This window comes from Polaromonas naphthalenivorans CJ2 (assembly GCF_000015505.1).
Lineage (GTDB): Bacteria > Pseudomonadota > Gammaproteobacteria > Burkholderiales > Burkholderiaceae_C > Polaromonas > Polaromonas naphthalenivorans.
Window position 1 is genome coordinate 2,477,731 of sequence record NC_008781.1, and the last position, 15,480, is coordinate 2,493,210.

The window sequence follows — 15,480 nt, forward strand, 5'->3', positions numbered from 1 at the left end:
TGCGTAGCCGCGACTTTGTGTCAGCCTTTCGTGCCAGTTGGTCTTATTCTTGGTTTCACGTTCGGCCGGACCGATGTCCGCGCAGTCTCCTTACTGCACCTTCCGTGCCAGCCATTCCAAGTGTCTTTTCAACCCTCTGAAACGGGGGCGTTTCAGAGGGGAAACGCTGTTTTCCGGGGGTGCGGGCAGGCGCTTTCGGGCTTTGTCAATTTCCCGACAAAAGTCCCGTGGCGTGTCGCAAAAATTCCGCCTCCGGCCTGCCGCAGGCCGGGTTTGTGTCGGGTTTGCAGGACTGCATGGCCTGCTCATGCCTGGTACGGTCATTGCTGATAGAAGCGGCATGAACCCCACCGCCTCCACTGCTGCAACTCCCACTACCAGCCAGCCGCCGGCAACGCATTTCGACGCGCTCGGCGGCCAGGCCGGTGTCGTGCGGCTGGTGAATGCCTTTTACCGTCATATGGATACACGGCCTGACGCCAGCGGCATCCGCGCCATGCACGAGCCCGACCTGGCCTCGACCAAGGCCGTGCTGGTGCTGTACCTGTGCGAATGGCTGGGCGGCCCCAAGGACTATTCGGCCCAGCGCGGCCACCCGCGCCTGCGCATGCGCCACGGCGGCTTTTCCATCGGCGTGGCCGAGCGCGACGCCTGGCTGGCCTGCATGCGCGCAGCGCTCGATGACGCGGGTGCCACGCCGGAGTTGCACGGCGCATTGATGACCGCTTTTTTCAAGACCGCCGACTGGATGCGCAACACCAGCCCCTGAAAACCCCTGCCCCATTCGACCTCAACCCTTTCTACCACCCCTGAAGGAATCTTCATGACTGCAACCCTAGAACGCAAAGCCATCGACGACACCGCATTCGCGCGGCTCGAACAAGAGGGCCGAATGCTCAATCCCCTGGTCAAAGGCCCCACAGCCAAGCCCGGCCGCATCGGTTTTCGCGGCGAGCTGGCCCTGCGCTTTGCGCCCAAGCTGGCCGACGAGGCCCGCCCGCCCGAGTTGCTCTGCACCCAGGTCATGGCCGTTGCCACTGTCGGTGAAGCACAACTGCCTTTCTTTGCCGGCTACCTGCTGAGCTTTGAATACCTCAAAGACGTGGCCGAAGTGCTGGGCGAGACGCTCAGCGCCGGCGGCAAGTACTTCCTGTTCTGCGACAACATCGACCTGTCCAAGAAATACCAGGTGCCTTACAAGGGCGCGATGTTCTATGTGCTGCCGATCCTCGAATCGACGGTGTACAACGAGATGCTGGACCTGCTCTACCTTGAGAAAAACGACCTGAAGAAAAAAGACACCGCCGGCAAGCTCGATGCCGTGGCCAACGCCGCGCTGAAGTACGACATCACCTTTGACACCATCACCTACGCCGAAGGCCTGGAGCTGATGGGACCGGTGCGCAACCCGAACGAAAACCGGCCCGTCTGAACTTTCCGAAGACTGGTCCCATGACTGGCTCCATGAGCGCCCTCACCACCTGGCTGGCAAAGCAGGGCTTTCCCGGCCTGCACGCCCGCCACTCCCACGGTGACACGCCGCTGATGCGGGCCGCCCGGCAGGGCGAGGACGCCATCGTCCTCGCCCTGCTGGCCTGCGGCGCCGCGCCCCACGCCGTCAACGACGAGGGCAACAACGCGCTCTGGTTTGCCTGCCTGCACGGCAACCTGGCGGTGATCCGGCGGCTGATCGAGGCCGGCACCCCGATTGACCACGCCAACGACGATGGCCTGACCTGCCTGATGCAGGCCGCCAGGCGCAGCCAGCGGGAAACACAGCGCCTGCTGCTGGACCACGGGGCGACGGCGGACCTGTACGCCCCCGATGGCCGCAGCGCCCGGCAGATGCGCGGCACCCGGAGTCTGCGGCTCAAGCTGAACCACCCGGCGCACCCATGCTGAACCCCCACGCAGCCACCCTGCTGGCCTACCACGAGCGCACCAAGCACCGGCTGGAGCGCTACGCCTTCGGCCCGGAAACCCTGGACTGGGATGCGCAGCCCGACCCGTTTCGCCGCTTCGCCGGCGCGCCGCTGACGCCGCTGCCGCTGCCCGCCAATGACGAAAAGGTGGCTTGGAGCCGAATCTTCACCCCCGGCGCCATCGCGCCGCACCCGGCCACGCTGCGAAGCATTGGCCTGCTGTTTGAACTCTCGTTTGCGCTGTCGGCCTGGAAGCAGCTGGGGCCGGACCGCTGGGCGCAGCGCTGCAACCCCTCCAGCGGCAACCTGCACCCGACCGAGGTGTATCTGCTGGCCAGCGGACTGGCTTATCTGGATGACGGCTTTTACCACTACGCCCCCAGGGAACATGCGCTGGAGCAGCGCGCCGCGCTCACTCCGCCCATACCGCCCTTACAGCAGGAAAGCAGCGCCCCGCCCCGCCTGCTGGTCGGTTTCAGCTCGATTCACTGGCGCGAGGCCTGGAAATACGGCGAGCGCGCCTTTCGCTACTGCCAGCTCGACATGGGCCACGCCATCGGCGCGCTGCGCTATGCCGCCGCCGTGCTCGGCTGGCGCCTGCGGGAAGTCGCCCTCGCGCATGACGACATCGCCGCGCTGCTGGGCCTGGACCGCGCCAGCGACTTTGCCCGCGCCGAGCGCGAAGAACCCGAAGCCGTGTTCGAGTTGCTGCTGACGCCCGGCAGCCCTGACCCTGACGCCTGCGACCCGCTGGCGTGGCTGCCAGGCGCTGCGTGGCAGGGCCAGGCCAACCGGCTGGACCCCCGGCCGATGTACCACTGGCCAGTCATCGAGCAGGCGGCTCAGGCCTCGCGCCGCAGCATGCCAACGCCCGCCGCGCCTGCGCTGCCGATGGCGGCCCGCCGCCTGCTGCCCGCCACCGAAGCCAGCGCCGCCGACCTGATCCGTTCACGCCGCAGCGCCCAGCGCTTTGACCGCCGCGCCCGGCTGGAGGCCGAGCGCCTCTGGCCGATGCTCGAAGCCCTGATGCCGCAGACCGAGGGCGGCCACGCGGCCCTTCCCTGGGACACCGGAAGCCAGCCGCCGGCCGTGCATGCCGTGCTGTTCGCGCACCGCATCGACGGCCTGGCGCCCGGCGCCTACCTGCTTGCGCGCCACCCGTCGGCCCTGCCCGCGCTCCAGGCGGCGCTGGCGCACCTGGCCTGGCAGCCGGTCCCGAACAGCCCGCCCGGCGTGCCGCTGCACGAGCTGGTCCAGAACCCCGCGCTGGCCGGCACCCTGCGCACGCTGAGCTGCCACCAGGCGATTGCCGCCGATGCGCTGTTTGTCGTCGCGCTGCTGGCCGAATTCACCCCCCGGATCGCATCCGCTCCCTGGCAATACCGCGAACTGCTGCGCGAAGCCGGGCTGATCGGCCAGGCGCTCTACCTCGAAGCCGAAGCCGCCGGCCTGCGCGGCACCGGCATCGGCTGCTACTTTGACGACCCCGTGCATGAACTTCTGGGCTTGTCCGGCCCCGCCCCGCAGACCTGGCAGGTGCTCTACCACTTCAGCGTCGGGCTGCCCGTGCCAGACGAGCGCATCACCCATTTTCCACCTTACGACCGACAGGAAACCATGGACTCATCTGCTCACGTTCGTCCACCCACCCCGAGGGCCGCGCCATGAAAGGCCAACGCATGTTCCGCCGCCTCACGCTCGCCGAGCTGGGCGCTTGGCAGGGCCAGCGCCCGGGCGCGCTGCTGCTTGACGCCCGCGACGCCGACAGCCATGCCCGGGACGGCTGGCCCGGCTCGGTGTTCCTGGGGCGCCACAACCAGGACCAGCTGCTGCTGCGCACGGAGCGCCGCCAGCCGGTGCTGATTTACTGCTACCACGGCAACGCCAGCCAGACCTGGGCGCAGATGTTCGCCGACTTCGGCTTTACCGATGTCTGCGACCTGGTCGGCGGCCATGCGGCCTGGGTCACCGGAACGGCGACCGCCAACCCGTCCGGCAAGCCGCCCACGCCCGAACTCGCCGCCTGGCTGGCGCGTGAAGGCTTTGTCGGCCCGGACGGGCGCGGCGCGCACGGCAACACGCCGCTGATGGTGGCCGCCTGGCGCGGTGCCGCCGCCATCGTCGAGGCCTTGTTGGCGCACGGCGTGGTGCTCGACGCCGTCAACGGCGACGGCAACAACGCGCTGTGGCTGGCCTGCGTCAACGGCAACCCTGACGTCATGAAGCGCCTGGTGGCAGCCGGCGTTCCCATCAACCACGCCAACAGCACCGGCGCGACCTGCCTGATGTATGCCGCGTCCTCGGGCAAGACCGATGTGCTGCGCACGCTGCTGCTGCTCAACGCCGACATGAGCCTGCGCACGCAGGACGACTTCAGCGCGCTGGACATGGCCGCCAACCTCGACTGCCTGCAACTGCTTCGCAAACACTAGGCGTTCCCTCATGGCCCACATCACCTTTTTCGAGAAACCCGGCTGCGGCGGCAATGCCAAGCAAAAAGCGCTGCTGCGCGCCGCGCGCCACACGCTGGATGCGCGCGACCTGCTGAGCTGGCCCTGGACGGCCGAGTCGCTGCTGCCCTTCCTGGCGCCGCTGCCGGTGGCCGACTGGTTCAACCGTGCCGCACCGCGCATCAAGTCTGGCGAAATCGTTCCTGAAACGCTGGACGCCGAGGCGGCGCTGGCCCTGCTGCTGGCCGAGCCGCTGCTGATCCGTCGCCCGCTGATGGCGCTGGGCGAGCAGCGCATGGTCGGCTTTGACGCCGAACGCGTCCACGCCTGGGTCGGGCTCGGCCCGAACGCGCCCGTCTCCCGAGCGCCACTGGAAGGCTGCGCCGCCGCAGCCGGCCACTGCGCCACCACCCCATCCTGAACCGGAGAAAACCCATGCCCATTTACGACTACAACTGCCAGGGCTGCGGCCACCCGTTTGAAGTCCTGGTGCGCGCCGGCAGCACGCCGGCCTGTCCGCAATGCGGCAGCACGGCGCTCGAAAAGCAGGTCTCGCGCCTGGCGCCAGCCGGAAAAATTGAAGCCATCCGCATGGCGCACCGCCGCGTCGCCGCCGCCCAGGGACACCTTGATCACTACAGCCCCTCCGACAAAGCCAAACTACTCAAGGGAAAGAAGAACATCTGATGGACCTCGTTTACACCACCACCATGCTGACCCAGGGCGGGCGCAGCGGCCAGATTCAAAACGAAGACGGCAGCTTCAAGCTCAAGCTCGCCGTGCCCAAGGAAATGAAAGGCAGCGGTGACGGCACGAACCCCGAGCAGCTGTTCGCCGGCGCCTTTGCGGCGTGTTTCGAGCACTCGATCCGCCACATCGCCAAAACCGACAAGCTGCCGCTGCGCGGCTGCTATGTCGAGGCGGTGCTGTCGATGTACGTCAATTTCGAGGGTGCCTACCGCATGGCGCTCACCCTGACAGCCTTCATGGCCGGCCCGCTCGACCAGAGCACCGCCGACAGCCTGATGGAGCGCGCCAAGGGCATCTGCCCCTACGCCGACGCGACCAAGACCAACATGACGCTGAACCTCAAAGCCGTGCTCGACACGCCGGAGGCCGCATGAGCGCCGCAGCACCGGGCTACTTCATGGACTGGGACGGCAACATCCGCAGCACCGATGATCCGGGCGGCAACTACCTGTGCGACGTGGACCGGGGCGCGCGCTATGTCGGCGTGACCACCCAAAGCGGCGCGCTGGTGCATGAAGCCACGTTCTACAAAGACCTGGCGGCGATTGAAAAGGCGGGCCTGAAAGGCGCCGTGGTGCCGGGCAGCCACCCGTGGGGCAAGGAAGGCGCGGCGTAACAGATCGCCCGGCAGAAAAACCTCCTGGCGGCTCGCCGGCCGGGACTGAATTTGCTATTTTTTTAATAGCTGTCTGCGCATATACAGCATGCGCAAACTGCCTTTTTTATCCATAAATGCCTGAAAGCGAGCCGCAGAAAGCCGCCTTCAGCGCTCGCCATCCCCGTCCACGTAGCCGCGCCACTGCTTCATGGCGTTGCGCATCGTCAGCAGCTGGCGTTCAAAGCGCGGGCAGGCGGCGCAGATCGCCAGGTGCAGGCGCAGGGCTGCGCGGCCTGCCAGGGGCAGCACCCGATCCTCGCGGGCGACCATCAGCGCGGCCGCTTCCTTGCAGGTCAGCTTCAGGGGATAAGTCGGTTTCATAGGGCTTGGGGGTTCGCAAACCAGTTCAATTCAAGGCACTCGCGCAGCCGCTGGCGCGCGCGGTGCAGTTGCACGTAGAGATTGGTCGGCGTCAAGCCCAGTTCCTTACAAATCTCTTCGCTGGAGAGCTCTAACCACTCGCGCATCAGGAACAGCCGCCCCTGCGCGGCGGGCAGCTTGCCGGCGCAGGCTTCAAGCACGGCAAAAAACTGGCGGCTGCCCAGTTCCTGCTCGGGGTTGCCCCAGTCGGCGGGCAGCTCGGCAAAGTGGCCGTCGGGCGCAAACAGCGCCTGGTCCAGCAGGTCGTCGGCGCCGGCATCGTCACCCTGCGGACTCAGGCTGACCTCGCGGCCCTGCAGGCGCAGCGCGTCGATCACCTTGTGCTTGAGGATGCCGACCAGCCAGGTCTTGAGCTGCGAGCGGCGCTCGAAGGCCTGCGGCCTGGCCAGCGCGGCCAGCACGGTTTCGGACACGGCGTCCTCGGCCCAGGTGTCGTTGCGCAACTGCAGCCGCGCAAAGCGCAGCAGGTAATCGCGGTGCGAGGCAATTTGCTGCTCGAAAGCGCCGGGGTTGGTGAAATCCATGCCCGCTAGTGTAAGAAAACCCGCGCCCGTCCGACCAAACGCGACACACAGGAGTTTTCTCATGCGCCCATCCTCATCCTTCTTCTTCACCCGGCACCTGCTGGCCCTGGGCCTGGCACTGGCATTGCCCTGCGCCCCCGCCTGGGCCGTCAAGCCCGGCGACACCCCCGTGCTGACCGGCCGCACGCTGGCGAACCAGCCTTTCAGCCTAGCGGCCCTGCGCGGCAAGGTGACGCTGGTGGTGTTCTGGTCCACCGATTGCCCGGTCTGCCGCGACAAGATGCCCGAACTGCGCGCCAATGCGCAGGGCTGGCGCGGCAAACCCTTCGAGCTGATCACCGTCAGCGTGGACCGCAAGCTGCAGGACACCGCCGATTACGAAAAGCTGGTGCTCACGGTAGTCAACAAGAACGAACACCTGCTGTCGATGTGGGCCGGCGATTCGGCCTACCGCAGCAGCATTGCCCGCCCGCCGCACCTGCCCGCCGCCTACCTGCTGGACAAGTCGGGCCGGGTGGTCGAGCAGTACAGCGGCCGCATCCCGCCCGAGGCCTGGGACCGCATCGCCGATCTGCTTTAAAAAATAATTTTCAATCCGCTGTAAGAACGGCCCGCGCCGGCAGACCAACGTGTAACCAGCCTGAAAAGTGTCCCGCTTGCGGAACACCGGCCAGACTGGTGTTTTTTACCCTTCCAGCCTTCAACCTTTCCTTCAAGGAGTTTTCAAATGAACAAACGCACCCTGATTTCCGCCGCCGCCACCTCGCTGATGTCCCTGGCGATGTTTTCCTCGCCCGTGATGGCGCAGGACAACATGGCCAAGGAAAAATGCTTCGGCATTGCCAAGGCCGGCCAGAACGACTGCGCCAGCATCACCGGCGTGCACAGCTGCGCCGGCCAGTCCAAGGTGGACAGCGACAAGGGCGAATGGAAATACGTCGCCAAGGGCAGCTGCGAGAAAGTCGGCGGATTGAGCCTGGACCAGGTCAAGGCCGCCGCCAAGAAAGGCTGAAGACCATGCCAGTGACCGCCATCTTTTCGCCCGACACGCCGGCCATGGGCATCGGATGGCGGCACCCGCATTACGCCGGGCTGCTGCAGACCGGCCCGGCGCTGGACTTCATCGAAGTCCATTCCGAGAATTTCTTTGCCCCCGGCGGCGCGGCCCGCGCCGTGCTGCGCCAGGGGCGCGAACACTACCCCGTCAGCCTGCATGGCACGGGCCTGTCGCTGGGGTCGGCCTGCGGGGTGGACGAATGGCACCTGGCGCAACTGGCCGAACTGGTGCAGGAAATCGACCCGGTGCGCGTCAGCGACCATGCCAGCTTTGCGCGCGGCCACCTGCCCGGCACCGACGCCCCGGTTCACGCCGCCGACCTGCTGCCCGTGCCCTTCACCCGCGAGGCGCTGGCGGTGATGTGCAGCAACGTGCAGCGGGTGCAAGAGCGCCTGAAGCGCCCCATCGCCGTCGAAAACCTGTCCGCCTACCTGGACTGGAGAGCGGCCGACATGCGCGAAACCGAATTCCTGGCCGCCCTGGCGCAGCGCACCGGCTGCAGCCTGCTGGTCGATGTGAACAACCTGTATGTCAATGCGCAAAACGCTTGGCTGCGCGGCGCGTTGAACAGCGCCCCCGGCGACGCGGACGCGGCGCTGGCCAGCTGCCGCGACTGGATCGACCAGATCGCCGCCAGCCCGGTGGCCGAGCTGCACCTGGCCGGCCATGCGCACCTGGGCGACATCGTGATCGACGACCACGGCAGCCGCGTCTGCGCCGAGGTGTGGCAGCTCTACCGCCACGCCCTCGCCCGCCTGGGGCCGGTGCCGACGCTGATCGAGTGGGACACCGACGTGCCGGCACTTAGCGTGCTGCTGGACGAAGTGGCCCGTGCGCGCGGCATCGCCCAAGGCCGCCCCGCCACGCGCCAGCCATCGGCCGAGGCCCGCCCATGAACGCGCTGGCCCGACAGCAACAGGCGCTGCTGCAGGCCCTGTGGACACGGCCCGGCCACACCCCACCGCCGCTGGACACCGTGCTGGCCGCACCGTGGCAGCGCGGCCTGGCGGCTTACCGCACCAACGCCAGCGCCTTGGCCGAACGCGCACTGCAAGCGGCCTACCCGGTGGTGGCCGAGCTGATAGGCGCAGGCAGCTTTGCGCTGATGGCGCGCCAGTTCTGGCAACAATCCCCGCCCGTCTGCGGCGATCTGGCCTGCTGGGGCGATGCCCTGCCCGGCTTTCTGGCCGGCGAGCCGCAACTGGCCAGCGTGCCTTATCTGGCCGACGTGGCGCAGGTGGAATGGGCGCTGCACCGCAATGCTGGCGCGCCCGATGCAGCGCATTTTGAGCCGGCCAGCTTTGCCCTGCTCGGCCAGCACGAGCCCGACGCGCTCACGCTGCGGCTGCCGCCCGGCACCGTGCTGCAACGCAGCCGCTGGCCGGTGGTCAGCCTGATCAGCGTCCACCTGCACAACGAACCTTCGATGGAAAGCGTGGCCGCCCGCATGCAGGCCCGCCAGGGCGAAACCGCGCTGGTCTGGCGCCAGGGCCTGCGCCCCCGCCTGGCCGCCTGCACGCAGCCCGAAGCCGCGCTGATTGACGCGCTGCTGGCGGGCCAGTCACTGCTGGCCGCGCTGGAGGCAGCCGAGGCGAAAGAAGCGCAATTCGATTTCAGCGCCTGGCTGAATGCAGCGGTCACGCAAGGCCAGGTGCTGGGCGCCGCCACCCTCCCCTGAAAAAACAAGGAATCCCCATGTCCATCACGACACTGGCCCGCAGCGGCCTGACCCTGTGGCAAGGCTTGAGCACTGCCCTGAACAGCATCCGCCCGCTGCTCGCCCTGCTGGCGCGCGGCTATGTGGCCGAGGCGTTTTTCCTGTCCGGCCTGACCAAGCTGCGCGACTGGGACACCACGCTGCTGCTGTTTTCCGACGAATACCACGTCCCGCTGCTGCCGCCCCCGGTGGCGGCCGTCATGGGAACCGGCGGCGAGCTGGTGCTGCCGGTGCTGCTGGCACTCGGCCTGGGCGGGCGCTTTGCGGCGCTCGGCCTGTCGGTGATGAACGTCGTGGCGGTCATCAGCCTGAGCGAAATCGCCCCGGCCGCCCTGCAGCAGCACATCACCTGGGGCGTTCTGCTGGCCATGCTGGCGGTTTTTGGCAGCGGCAACTGGTCAGCCGATGGCCTGCTGGTCAAGCCCTGGCTGTGGCGGCGTGGCTGGCTGGAACAGACTTGACTTTGCTATTGATTCAATAGCTGTCCGCGCATGACCAGCGTGCGTAAAAGTCCTGTTTGGCTCTTTCAGCGCTCAGGCCGCAAGCCGCATCGGGTTGTTCGCATGCGCCCCAGCATGGCGACAGGCTAAATTCGCGGCAAAGCCAGCCATTGACCGGCCAGGTGGTGCACGGCAATGCGGTGGTCAAAGACGCCTTCGAGCGCGCGGTGCGTGGCGGCGTCAACGCAGGCGCCCTGGTGCGTCACCCGGCCCTTGTCCATCACCACCAGCTCATCGGCCTGCAGCGCGAACGAGATTTCATGCAGCACGCTGACCACGGTCTTGCCGCTGGCGACCAGATCGCGCACCATCAAGAGCCAGTCGGTCTGGTGCGGCGGGTCGAGGTTGGCCAGCGGCTCGTCCATCAGCAGCACCTCGGCCTCGACCGCCAGCGCACGCGCCAGCAGCACGCGCTGGCGCTCGCCGCCCGAGAGCTGGCCCAGCGGCCGGCCGCGCCAGTCCCAGGCCTGCGTGGCACGCAGGGCGCGCTCGACGGCGGCATGGTCGGCGGCGCTGGGCGGCGCCAGCCAGGCCTGGTGCGGCAGTCGTCCGAGCATGGCCACGTCGTAGGCCGTCAGGTCGTCGGCCGAGCTTTCGTTCTGGCCCAGCCAGGACAGTTGCCGCGCCCGGTCGCGCCCGCGCATTTTGGCCATCGGCTGGCCGAGCAAGGCGACCGTTCCGCTGTGCGGCAGCAGCCCGGCCAGCGCCTTGAGCAGGGTCGATTTGCCGGCGCCGTTGGGTCCGACGATGCTGGTCCAGCGCGCGCGCGGCAGCACCAGCGAAATACCGTGCAATACCTCGTCATTTCCGAGCTTTGCGCATATCCTACGCGCATCTATAGCTATACATTCCATAGCGAATCGGGGCGGGTTCGAGGTCACAGTCCGCTGCCTCGTCCGGTATGCCGGTGCATCAGCCAGAGCAAATACGTACCGCCCAGCACGGCCGTCAGCACGCCCACCGGCAACTCCTGCGGCGCCACCAGCCCCCGGGCCAGGATGTCGGCGGCGGTGAGCAGCACCGCGCCCATCAGGCTGGCCAGCGCTATCAGCCGGCCGTGCGTGGTCTTGACGACCGAGCGCACCAGGTGCGGCGCGGCCAGTCCGACAAAGGCGATCAGCCCGGTTTGCGCGACGGCCGTGCCGGTGGCCAGCGCCAGCACCGCCACCAACGCGGCGCGCATCTGCGGCAGCGGCAGGCCCAGGCTTTGCGCGGTGGCTTCGCCCAGCGCCAGGCCGTCGAGCGCATGGCTCATCATCCAGGCGGCCAGCATCGCGGCGGCAAATACGGCGGCCATGATGGCGCAGGCGGTCCAGCCAACAAGGCCGGTGCTGCCCAGCATGAAGGACTGCATCGCCTGCATGATCTCGGGCGTGAGCAGCAACACCAGCGAGGTGATGGCGCCCAGCACCACGCCGACGATCACGCCGGCCAGCAGCAGCCGCAGCGTATGCTGCACGCCCTTGGCCAGCAGCAGCGTCAGCAGCACGGCCAGCACGGCGCCGACAAAGGCCGCGCCGGTCAGCCCGACGCGCGCCAGCCAGTGCGTGGCCAGCGGCGAAACGCCAAACAGCGCCATCGCCGCAGCCACGCCCAGCGAAGCGCCCGAGGCGCTGCCGAGCAAATACGGGTCGGCCAGCGGATTGCGAAACAGCCCCTGCGCCACCGCGCCGGCCAGCCCCAGCAAGGCCCCCGCCAGCCAGGCGCCCAGCGTGCGCGGCAGGCGGATTTCCGAGACGATCAGCAGCGCCTGCGGGTCGCGCCGCAGGTCCAGCACGCTGTCAAAACCGGTGCTGCCGACGCTGACGCCCAGCAGCAGCAGGACGCCGGACGCCCCCAGCAGTCCCGCCGCCAGCCAGAACGCCTTGCGGTGCTGGTGCGTGAACGCCTGGCTCATCCGGCCTTGTCCACGATGCACTTGGCCATGATGCGCGCCGCCTCGGCCATGCGCGGGCCGGGGCGCACCAGCACGTCGGACTCGTCCGGCGTGAACACGCAGATGCGCTTTTCGCGAACGGCCTTGATGCTGCCCCAGCCCGGATAGGACTGCATGGCATCGGCATTGCGGCTGCCCACCATGATCAGGTCCGGGTTGGCGCGCACCACGAATTCAGGGTTGATGCGCGGAAACGGCCCCAGCGCGGCAGGTATCACGTTCCTGACGCCCAGCCGCGTGAGGGTTTCGCCGACGAACGATGACGCGCCAGCCGCATAAGGCCCACGGTTGACCTCGAAATACACCTGCATGTTTTTGGCCTTCGGGGGCAGCGACTGCGCGGCCGCCGCCACGCCGCTGTCGATGATGCGCCAGAGCCGGTCCGCGCCCACGGCATCGGGAATGTCGAGCAGCGCGCCGAGTTTTCTCAGCACGCGCTGCACATCGGCATGGTTCTTGGGCTCCAGCGCCAGCACCTTGATGCCCAGCGACTCCAGGCGCTCGCTGGCGCGCGAGGAAACCGCCAGCAGCACCACATCGGGCCTGAGCGCGACGATGGCTTCGATGTTCGGGTCAATCCCGCCGCCCATCACCGGCAGGCTCCTGACGCTGGCCGGGTGGTTGGAATAGCGGTCCACGCCGACCAGGCGATGGCACTGGTCGAGCGCGCACACGCCTTCGGTCAGCGAAGGCAGCACACTGACGATGCGCTGCGGGCTTTGTGCGAAGGTGACGCTGACGCCTCGGTCGTCGGTGATTTGCAGCGCGTGGGCCGGCGCCATCGCCGCAAAGCCCACGAGCAAAAAAGCGCTGAATGCCTTCATGGCCGGCCTTCTTTCAAGGTCAGCGGTAGCCCGGCCGCCATCAGGGTGACCTGCGCGCAAGCCCGCGCCACGTCCTGGTTCAGCCCCCCGAGCGCATCGACAAAGGCGCGCGTCTCGCGCCCAAGCGGAATCACGCCCAGGCCGATCTCGTTGCCGACCAGCACGACCGGGCCGGCGGCGTTTTCGATTGCTATCAAAAACATAGCTGTCTGCGCATGTGGGTCGTGCGCTACAGCCTCTTTTTCCTTAAATTCTGCTGCTGGCATGAGCAGATTGGTCAGCCACAGCGTCAGGCAGTCCACGACGACGAGGGTTTGCGGCTGGCTGTGGCTGGCCAGGGCCTGGGCCAGTTGCACGGGCTCTTCCACCGTTCGCATTCCCGGCACGCGCACGGCGCGGTCGGCTTGGTGGCGCGCGATGCGCTCGCGCATTTCCTCGTCCCAGGGCTGGGCGGTGGCGATCAGCACCGCCCGGTGCGCTGGCGACTGGCCCAGCCAGCTGCGCGCCAGCAACTCGGCGCGGCGCGACTTGCCGCTTTTCTGGCCGCCCAGGATCAGCTCGCTTTTGGCAATCGCCAGTTCTTCAACCATGCTGGCGGCCCCAGTCCATGATGAACTTGTGCAGCTTCTCGACGCCATCGGTCAGCGAAGCCGGTCCGGGCTGCAGGATTTCGGACGACTTGATCTCGAACAGCTGATTGTTTTTGATGGCCGGCACGTTTTCCCAGCCGGGCCGGGCCGCGACCAGCTCGGGCCTGAACTTCTTGCCGCACCAGGAGCCGAAAATGATGTCGGGCGCGCGCCGCACGATCTCCAGTCCGTCGGCGATGATGCGGCCCTTGCCCATGGGTTCTTTCGCCAGTTCGGGAAAGCAGTCGTCGCCGCCGGCAATGCCGACCAGTTCGGACACCCAGGCAATGCAGCTGATGTGCGGGTCGTGCCATTCCTCGAAGAACACGCGCGGGCGGCGCTTGAGGCTGGCCGCCGCCTGCTCGATGTCAAGCAGCCGCTGCTGCATGGCGTGAATCAGCCCCAGGCCGCGCTCGGCCTGCCCGACCATGGCGGCCAGTTGGTAGAGCATCGAGAAAATCTCGGCCACGCTGCGCTGGTTGAAGATGGTGACCTGGATGCCGTGCCTGATCAGCTGCGCCGCGATGTCGGCCTGCAGGTCTGAAAAGCCGATCACGCAGTCGGGACGCAATTCAACGATCTTGTCGATTTTGGCGCTCAGGTAGGCGCTGACCTTGGGTTTTTCGTCGCGCGCACGCGGCGGGCGAACGGTGTAGCCCGAAATGCCGACGATGCGCCGCTCTTCGCCCAGCAGGTACAGCCATTCGGTGGGTTCTTCGGTCAGGCAGACGATGCGCTGCGGGCCATAGGCGCTGCTGTCGTGGCTGGCGGCCAGTGCGCGCCAGCCGCTGGTGGGTTCAGTCATGGTCTTCCTTCAAAAACAGGCGCGCCGCCGCAGCCGGGCTGGACGCGAACCAGGCGTGGAAATAACTGGCTTTGACCGAACCGGACACATACAGTGCCTCGCCTTCGCCGCGCAGGGTGCGCCCCGGCGCTGCCCGGGTGCGACTTGCGGCCTGCAGCGTCGTGGCGCAGGTGGAATAGTGAAACGTGTGGCCGCGCAAAATTCCGCCCGCCACCTCAAGCTGCTGCGGCCCGAGCGCGGCCAGGCGCTTTTGCATGGTTACGCTGCCGGGCAGGATGCCACACATAGGCTGGCTTTCGCCATCGACGCCGGTCAACTTGTCGAACAGGGCCATCATGCCGCCGCACTCGGCCCAGACCGGCTTGCCGGCCTGGACGTGGCGGGTGATGCTGGCTTTCATGGCTTGGTTGCCCGCCAGGGTTTGCGCATGCAGTTCGGGATAGCCGCCGGGCAGCCACAGCGCATCACAGGGCGGCAGCGCTGCATCGGCCAGCGGGGAGAAATAAACCAGCTCGGCGCCCATGGCCTGCAGGCAGTCGATATTGGCGGCGTACAGGAAGCAGAAAGCCGCATCGCGGGCCACCGCAATCGTCTGGCCCTGCAGAACATCCGCAGGAAAGTCCGGCCTTTGCGCATCGTCCGCCTCGAAATCAACGGCCCAGGCCTGCAGGTCATCGGCCGTCATCCGTCCCAGCCTGGTTTGCGCCAGCGCGTCGGTCGCCGCATCCAGCCTGACCATCGCATCGCCGAGTTCATGGTCCATGACCAGACCCAGGTGCCGCTCGGGCAGCGTCAGCGCCTCATTGCGCGTCAAGGCGCCCAGCCATTGCGCCGGGTCGCGCAGGCTGTCTTCCAGCATCACGGCATGGCCGGGCGACGCCACCCGGTTGGCCAGCACACCGGCAAAGCTCAAGCCTTCGCGGTAATGCTGCAATCCCCAGGCCAGCGCGCCAAAGGTTCCGGCCATGGCGCCGGCATCAATCACGGCCACGACCTTCAAGCCAAAACGCTGCGCCAGATCCGCCGCGCTGGGCTGGCCGTCAAACAGTCCCATCACGCCTTCGACAATGATCAGGTCAGCCTGAAGCGCCGCATCCTGCAGGCGCTGCGCGCAGTCCGCCTCGCCCGTCATCCACAGGTCAAGCTGGTGCACGGGCGCGCCGCTGGCCAGCGCCAGCCAGTAGGGGTCCAGGAAATCCGGCCCGCACTTGAAGGCGCGCACCCGCCGGCCCTGGCGCGCATGCAGCCGCGCCAGCGCGCAGGCGACCGTGGTCTTGCCCTGGCCGGAAGCCGGGGCGGCGATGAGGATGGCGGGGCAGCGGGCCAT

The 15,480-nt window shown here is 67.5% G+C and carries 22 protein-coding genes; 14 read left to right on the top strand and 8 right to left on the bottom strand.

The window, feature by feature from the left end:
• Positions 1–340 precede the first annotated feature (340 nt).
• The 9 genes from PNAP_RS11735 to PNAP_RS11775 are packed head-to-tail and all read left to right on the top strand — an operon-like array spanning position 341 to position 5,738.
• A complete protein-coding gene (locus PNAP_RS11735; protein ID WP_011801731.1) occupies positions 341–769 on the top strand; it encodes a group II truncated hemoglobin in 429 nt (142 codons plus the stop codon).
• A gap of 54 nt (positions 770–823) precedes the next feature.
• A complete protein-coding gene (locus tag PNAP_RS11740; protein WP_011801732.1) occupies positions 824–1,432 on the top strand; it encodes a hypothetical protein in 609 nt (202 codons plus the stop codon).
• Positions 1,433–1,452: 20 nt separating this feature from the next.
• On the top strand, positions 1,453–1,902 hold the full coding sequence (locus PNAP_RS11745) for an ankyrin repeat domain-containing protein (protein WP_011801733.1): 450 nt from the start codon (positions 1,453–1,455) through the stop codon (positions 1,900–1,902).
• Positions 1,896–3,590: a SagB family peptide dehydrogenase gene (locus PNAP_RS11750; RefSeq protein WP_011801734.1), complete on the top strand. Its 1,695-nt coding sequence runs from the start codon at positions 1,896–1,898 to the stop codon at positions 3,588–3,590. Before PNAP_RS11745 ends, PNAP_RS11750 begins: the two co-directional genes overlap by 7 nt.
• Complete coding sequence (locus PNAP_RS11755) at positions 3,587–4,354, top strand: ankyrin repeat domain-containing protein (RefSeq protein ID WP_011801735.1); 768 nt, start codon at positions 3,587–3,589, stop codon at positions 4,352–4,354. The genes PNAP_RS11750 and PNAP_RS11755 overlap by 4 nt, the downstream gene beginning before the upstream one ends.
• Positions 4,355–4,364: 10 nt before the next feature.
• Positions 4,365–4,793 carry an ArsC/Spx/MgsR family protein gene (locus PNAP_RS11760; protein ID WP_011801736.1) on the top strand — a complete coding sequence of 143 codons (429 nt, stop codon included), beginning with the start codon at positions 4,365–4,367 and terminating at the stop codon, positions 4,791–4,793.
• A 14-nt stretch (positions 4,794–4,807) separates the two neighbouring features.
• Positions 4,808–5,059 carry an FmdB family zinc ribbon protein gene (locus tag PNAP_RS11765; protein ID WP_011801737.1) on the top strand — a complete coding sequence of 84 codons (252 nt, stop codon included), beginning with the start codon at positions 4,808–4,810 and terminating at the stop codon, positions 5,057–5,059.
• Positions 5,059–5,496, top strand: a complete 438-nt coding sequence (locus PNAP_RS11770; protein ID WP_011801738.1) for an Ohr family peroxiredoxin — start codon at positions 5,059–5,061, stop codon at positions 5,494–5,496. Before PNAP_RS11765 ends, PNAP_RS11770 begins: the two co-directional genes overlap by 1 nt.
• Positions 5,493–5,738, top strand: coding sequence for a hypothetical protein (locus PNAP_RS11775; protein WP_011801739.1), 246 nt, complete (start codon positions 5,493–5,495; stop codon positions 5,736–5,738). Before PNAP_RS11770 ends, PNAP_RS11775 begins: the two co-directional genes overlap by 4 nt.
• A gap of 147 nt (positions 5,739–5,885) precedes the next feature.
• Here the strand turns inward: PNAP_RS11775 and PNAP_RS11780 are convergent, their stop codons facing one another.
• Positions 5,886–6,101 carry a zf-HC2 domain-containing protein gene (locus PNAP_RS11780; RefSeq protein WP_011801740.1) on the bottom strand — a complete coding sequence of 72 codons (216 nt, stop codon included), beginning with the start codon at positions 6,099–6,101 and terminating at the stop codon, positions 5,886–5,888.
• Entirely contained in the window at positions 6,098–6,685 is a 588-nt protein-coding gene (locus tag PNAP_RS11785; protein ID WP_011801741.1) for a sigma-70 family RNA polymerase sigma factor, read from the bottom strand. The genes PNAP_RS11780 and PNAP_RS11785 overlap by 4 nt, the downstream gene beginning before the upstream one ends.
• A gap of 61 nt (positions 6,686–6,746) precedes the next feature.
• On the opposite strand from PNAP_RS11785, the gene PNAP_RS11790 reads away from it, so the two are divergent.
• From PNAP_RS11790 to PNAP_RS11810, 5 genes are all read left to right on the top strand, one after another.
• Positions 6,747–7,265 (top strand): TlpA disulfide reductase family protein, encoded by a 519-nt coding sequence (locus PNAP_RS11790; protein WP_011801742.1) that lies wholly within the window; start codon positions 6,747–6,749, stop codon positions 7,263–7,265.
• A 147-nt stretch (positions 7,266–7,412) separates the two neighbouring features.
• On the top strand, positions 7,413–7,697 hold the full coding sequence (locus tag PNAP_RS11795; RefSeq protein ID WP_011801743.1) for a BufA1 family periplasmic bufferin-type metallophore: 285 nt from the start codon (positions 7,413–7,415) through the stop codon (positions 7,695–7,697).
• Positions 7,698–7,702: 5 nt separating this feature from the next.
• Complete coding sequence (locus PNAP_RS11800; RefSeq protein ID WP_011801744.1) at positions 7,703–8,638, top strand: DUF692 domain-containing protein; 936 nt, start codon at positions 7,703–7,705, stop codon at positions 8,636–8,638.
• A complete protein-coding gene (locus PNAP_RS24995) occupies positions 8,635–9,420 on the top strand; it encodes an HvfC/BufC N-terminal domain-containing protein (protein WP_011801745.1) in 786 nt (261 codons plus the stop codon). Before PNAP_RS11800 ends, PNAP_RS24995 begins: the two co-directional genes overlap by 4 nt.
• A gap of 17 nt (positions 9,421–9,437) precedes the next feature.
• Complete coding sequence (locus PNAP_RS11810; RefSeq protein ID WP_011801746.1) at positions 9,438–9,920, top strand: DoxX family protein; 483 nt, start codon at positions 9,438–9,440, stop codon at positions 9,918–9,920.
• Positions 9,921–10,045: 125 nt separating this feature from the next.
• Here the strand turns inward: PNAP_RS11810 and PNAP_RS11815 are convergent, their stop codons facing one another.
• The 6 genes from PNAP_RS11815 to PNAP_RS11840 are packed head-to-tail and all read right to left on the bottom strand — an operon-like array spanning position 10,046 to position 15,480.
• Positions 10,046–10,813 (bottom strand): ABC transporter ATP-binding protein, encoded by a 768-nt coding sequence (locus tag PNAP_RS11815; protein WP_011801747.1) that lies wholly within the window; start codon positions 10,811–10,813, stop codon positions 10,046–10,048.
• Positions 10,814–10,836: 23 nt separating this feature from the next.
• Positions 10,837–11,856, bottom strand: a complete 1,020-nt coding sequence (locus PNAP_RS11820; protein ID WP_011801748.1) for a FecCD family ABC transporter permease — start codon at positions 11,854–11,856, stop codon at positions 10,837–10,839.
• The gene (locus PNAP_RS11825) at positions 11,853–12,719 is read right to left on the bottom strand and encodes an ABC transporter substrate-binding protein (RefSeq protein ID WP_011801749.1); all 867 of its coding nucleotides are present in this window, start codon (positions 12,717–12,719) and stop codon (positions 11,853–11,855) included. The genes PNAP_RS11820 and PNAP_RS11825 overlap by 4 nt, the downstream gene beginning before the upstream one ends.
• Entirely contained in the window at positions 12,716–13,309 is a 594-nt protein-coding gene (locus tag PNAP_RS11830) for a bifunctional adenosylcobinamide kinase/adenosylcobinamide-phosphate guanylyltransferase (RefSeq protein WP_011801750.1), read from the bottom strand. The genes PNAP_RS11825 and PNAP_RS11830 overlap by 4 nt, the downstream gene beginning before the upstream one ends.
• The gene (locus PNAP_RS11835; protein WP_011801751.1) at positions 13,302–14,153 is read right to left on the bottom strand and encodes a cobalamin-binding protein; all 852 of its coding nucleotides are present in this window, start codon (positions 14,151–14,153) and stop codon (positions 13,302–13,304) included. The genes PNAP_RS11830 and PNAP_RS11835 overlap by 8 nt, the downstream gene beginning before the upstream one ends.
• Positions 14,146–15,480 (bottom strand): cobyrinate a,c-diamide synthase, encoded by a 1,335-nt coding sequence (locus tag PNAP_RS11840; protein WP_011801752.1) that lies wholly within the window; start codon positions 15,478–15,480, stop codon positions 14,146–14,148. Before PNAP_RS11840 ends, PNAP_RS11835 begins: the two co-directional genes overlap by 8 nt.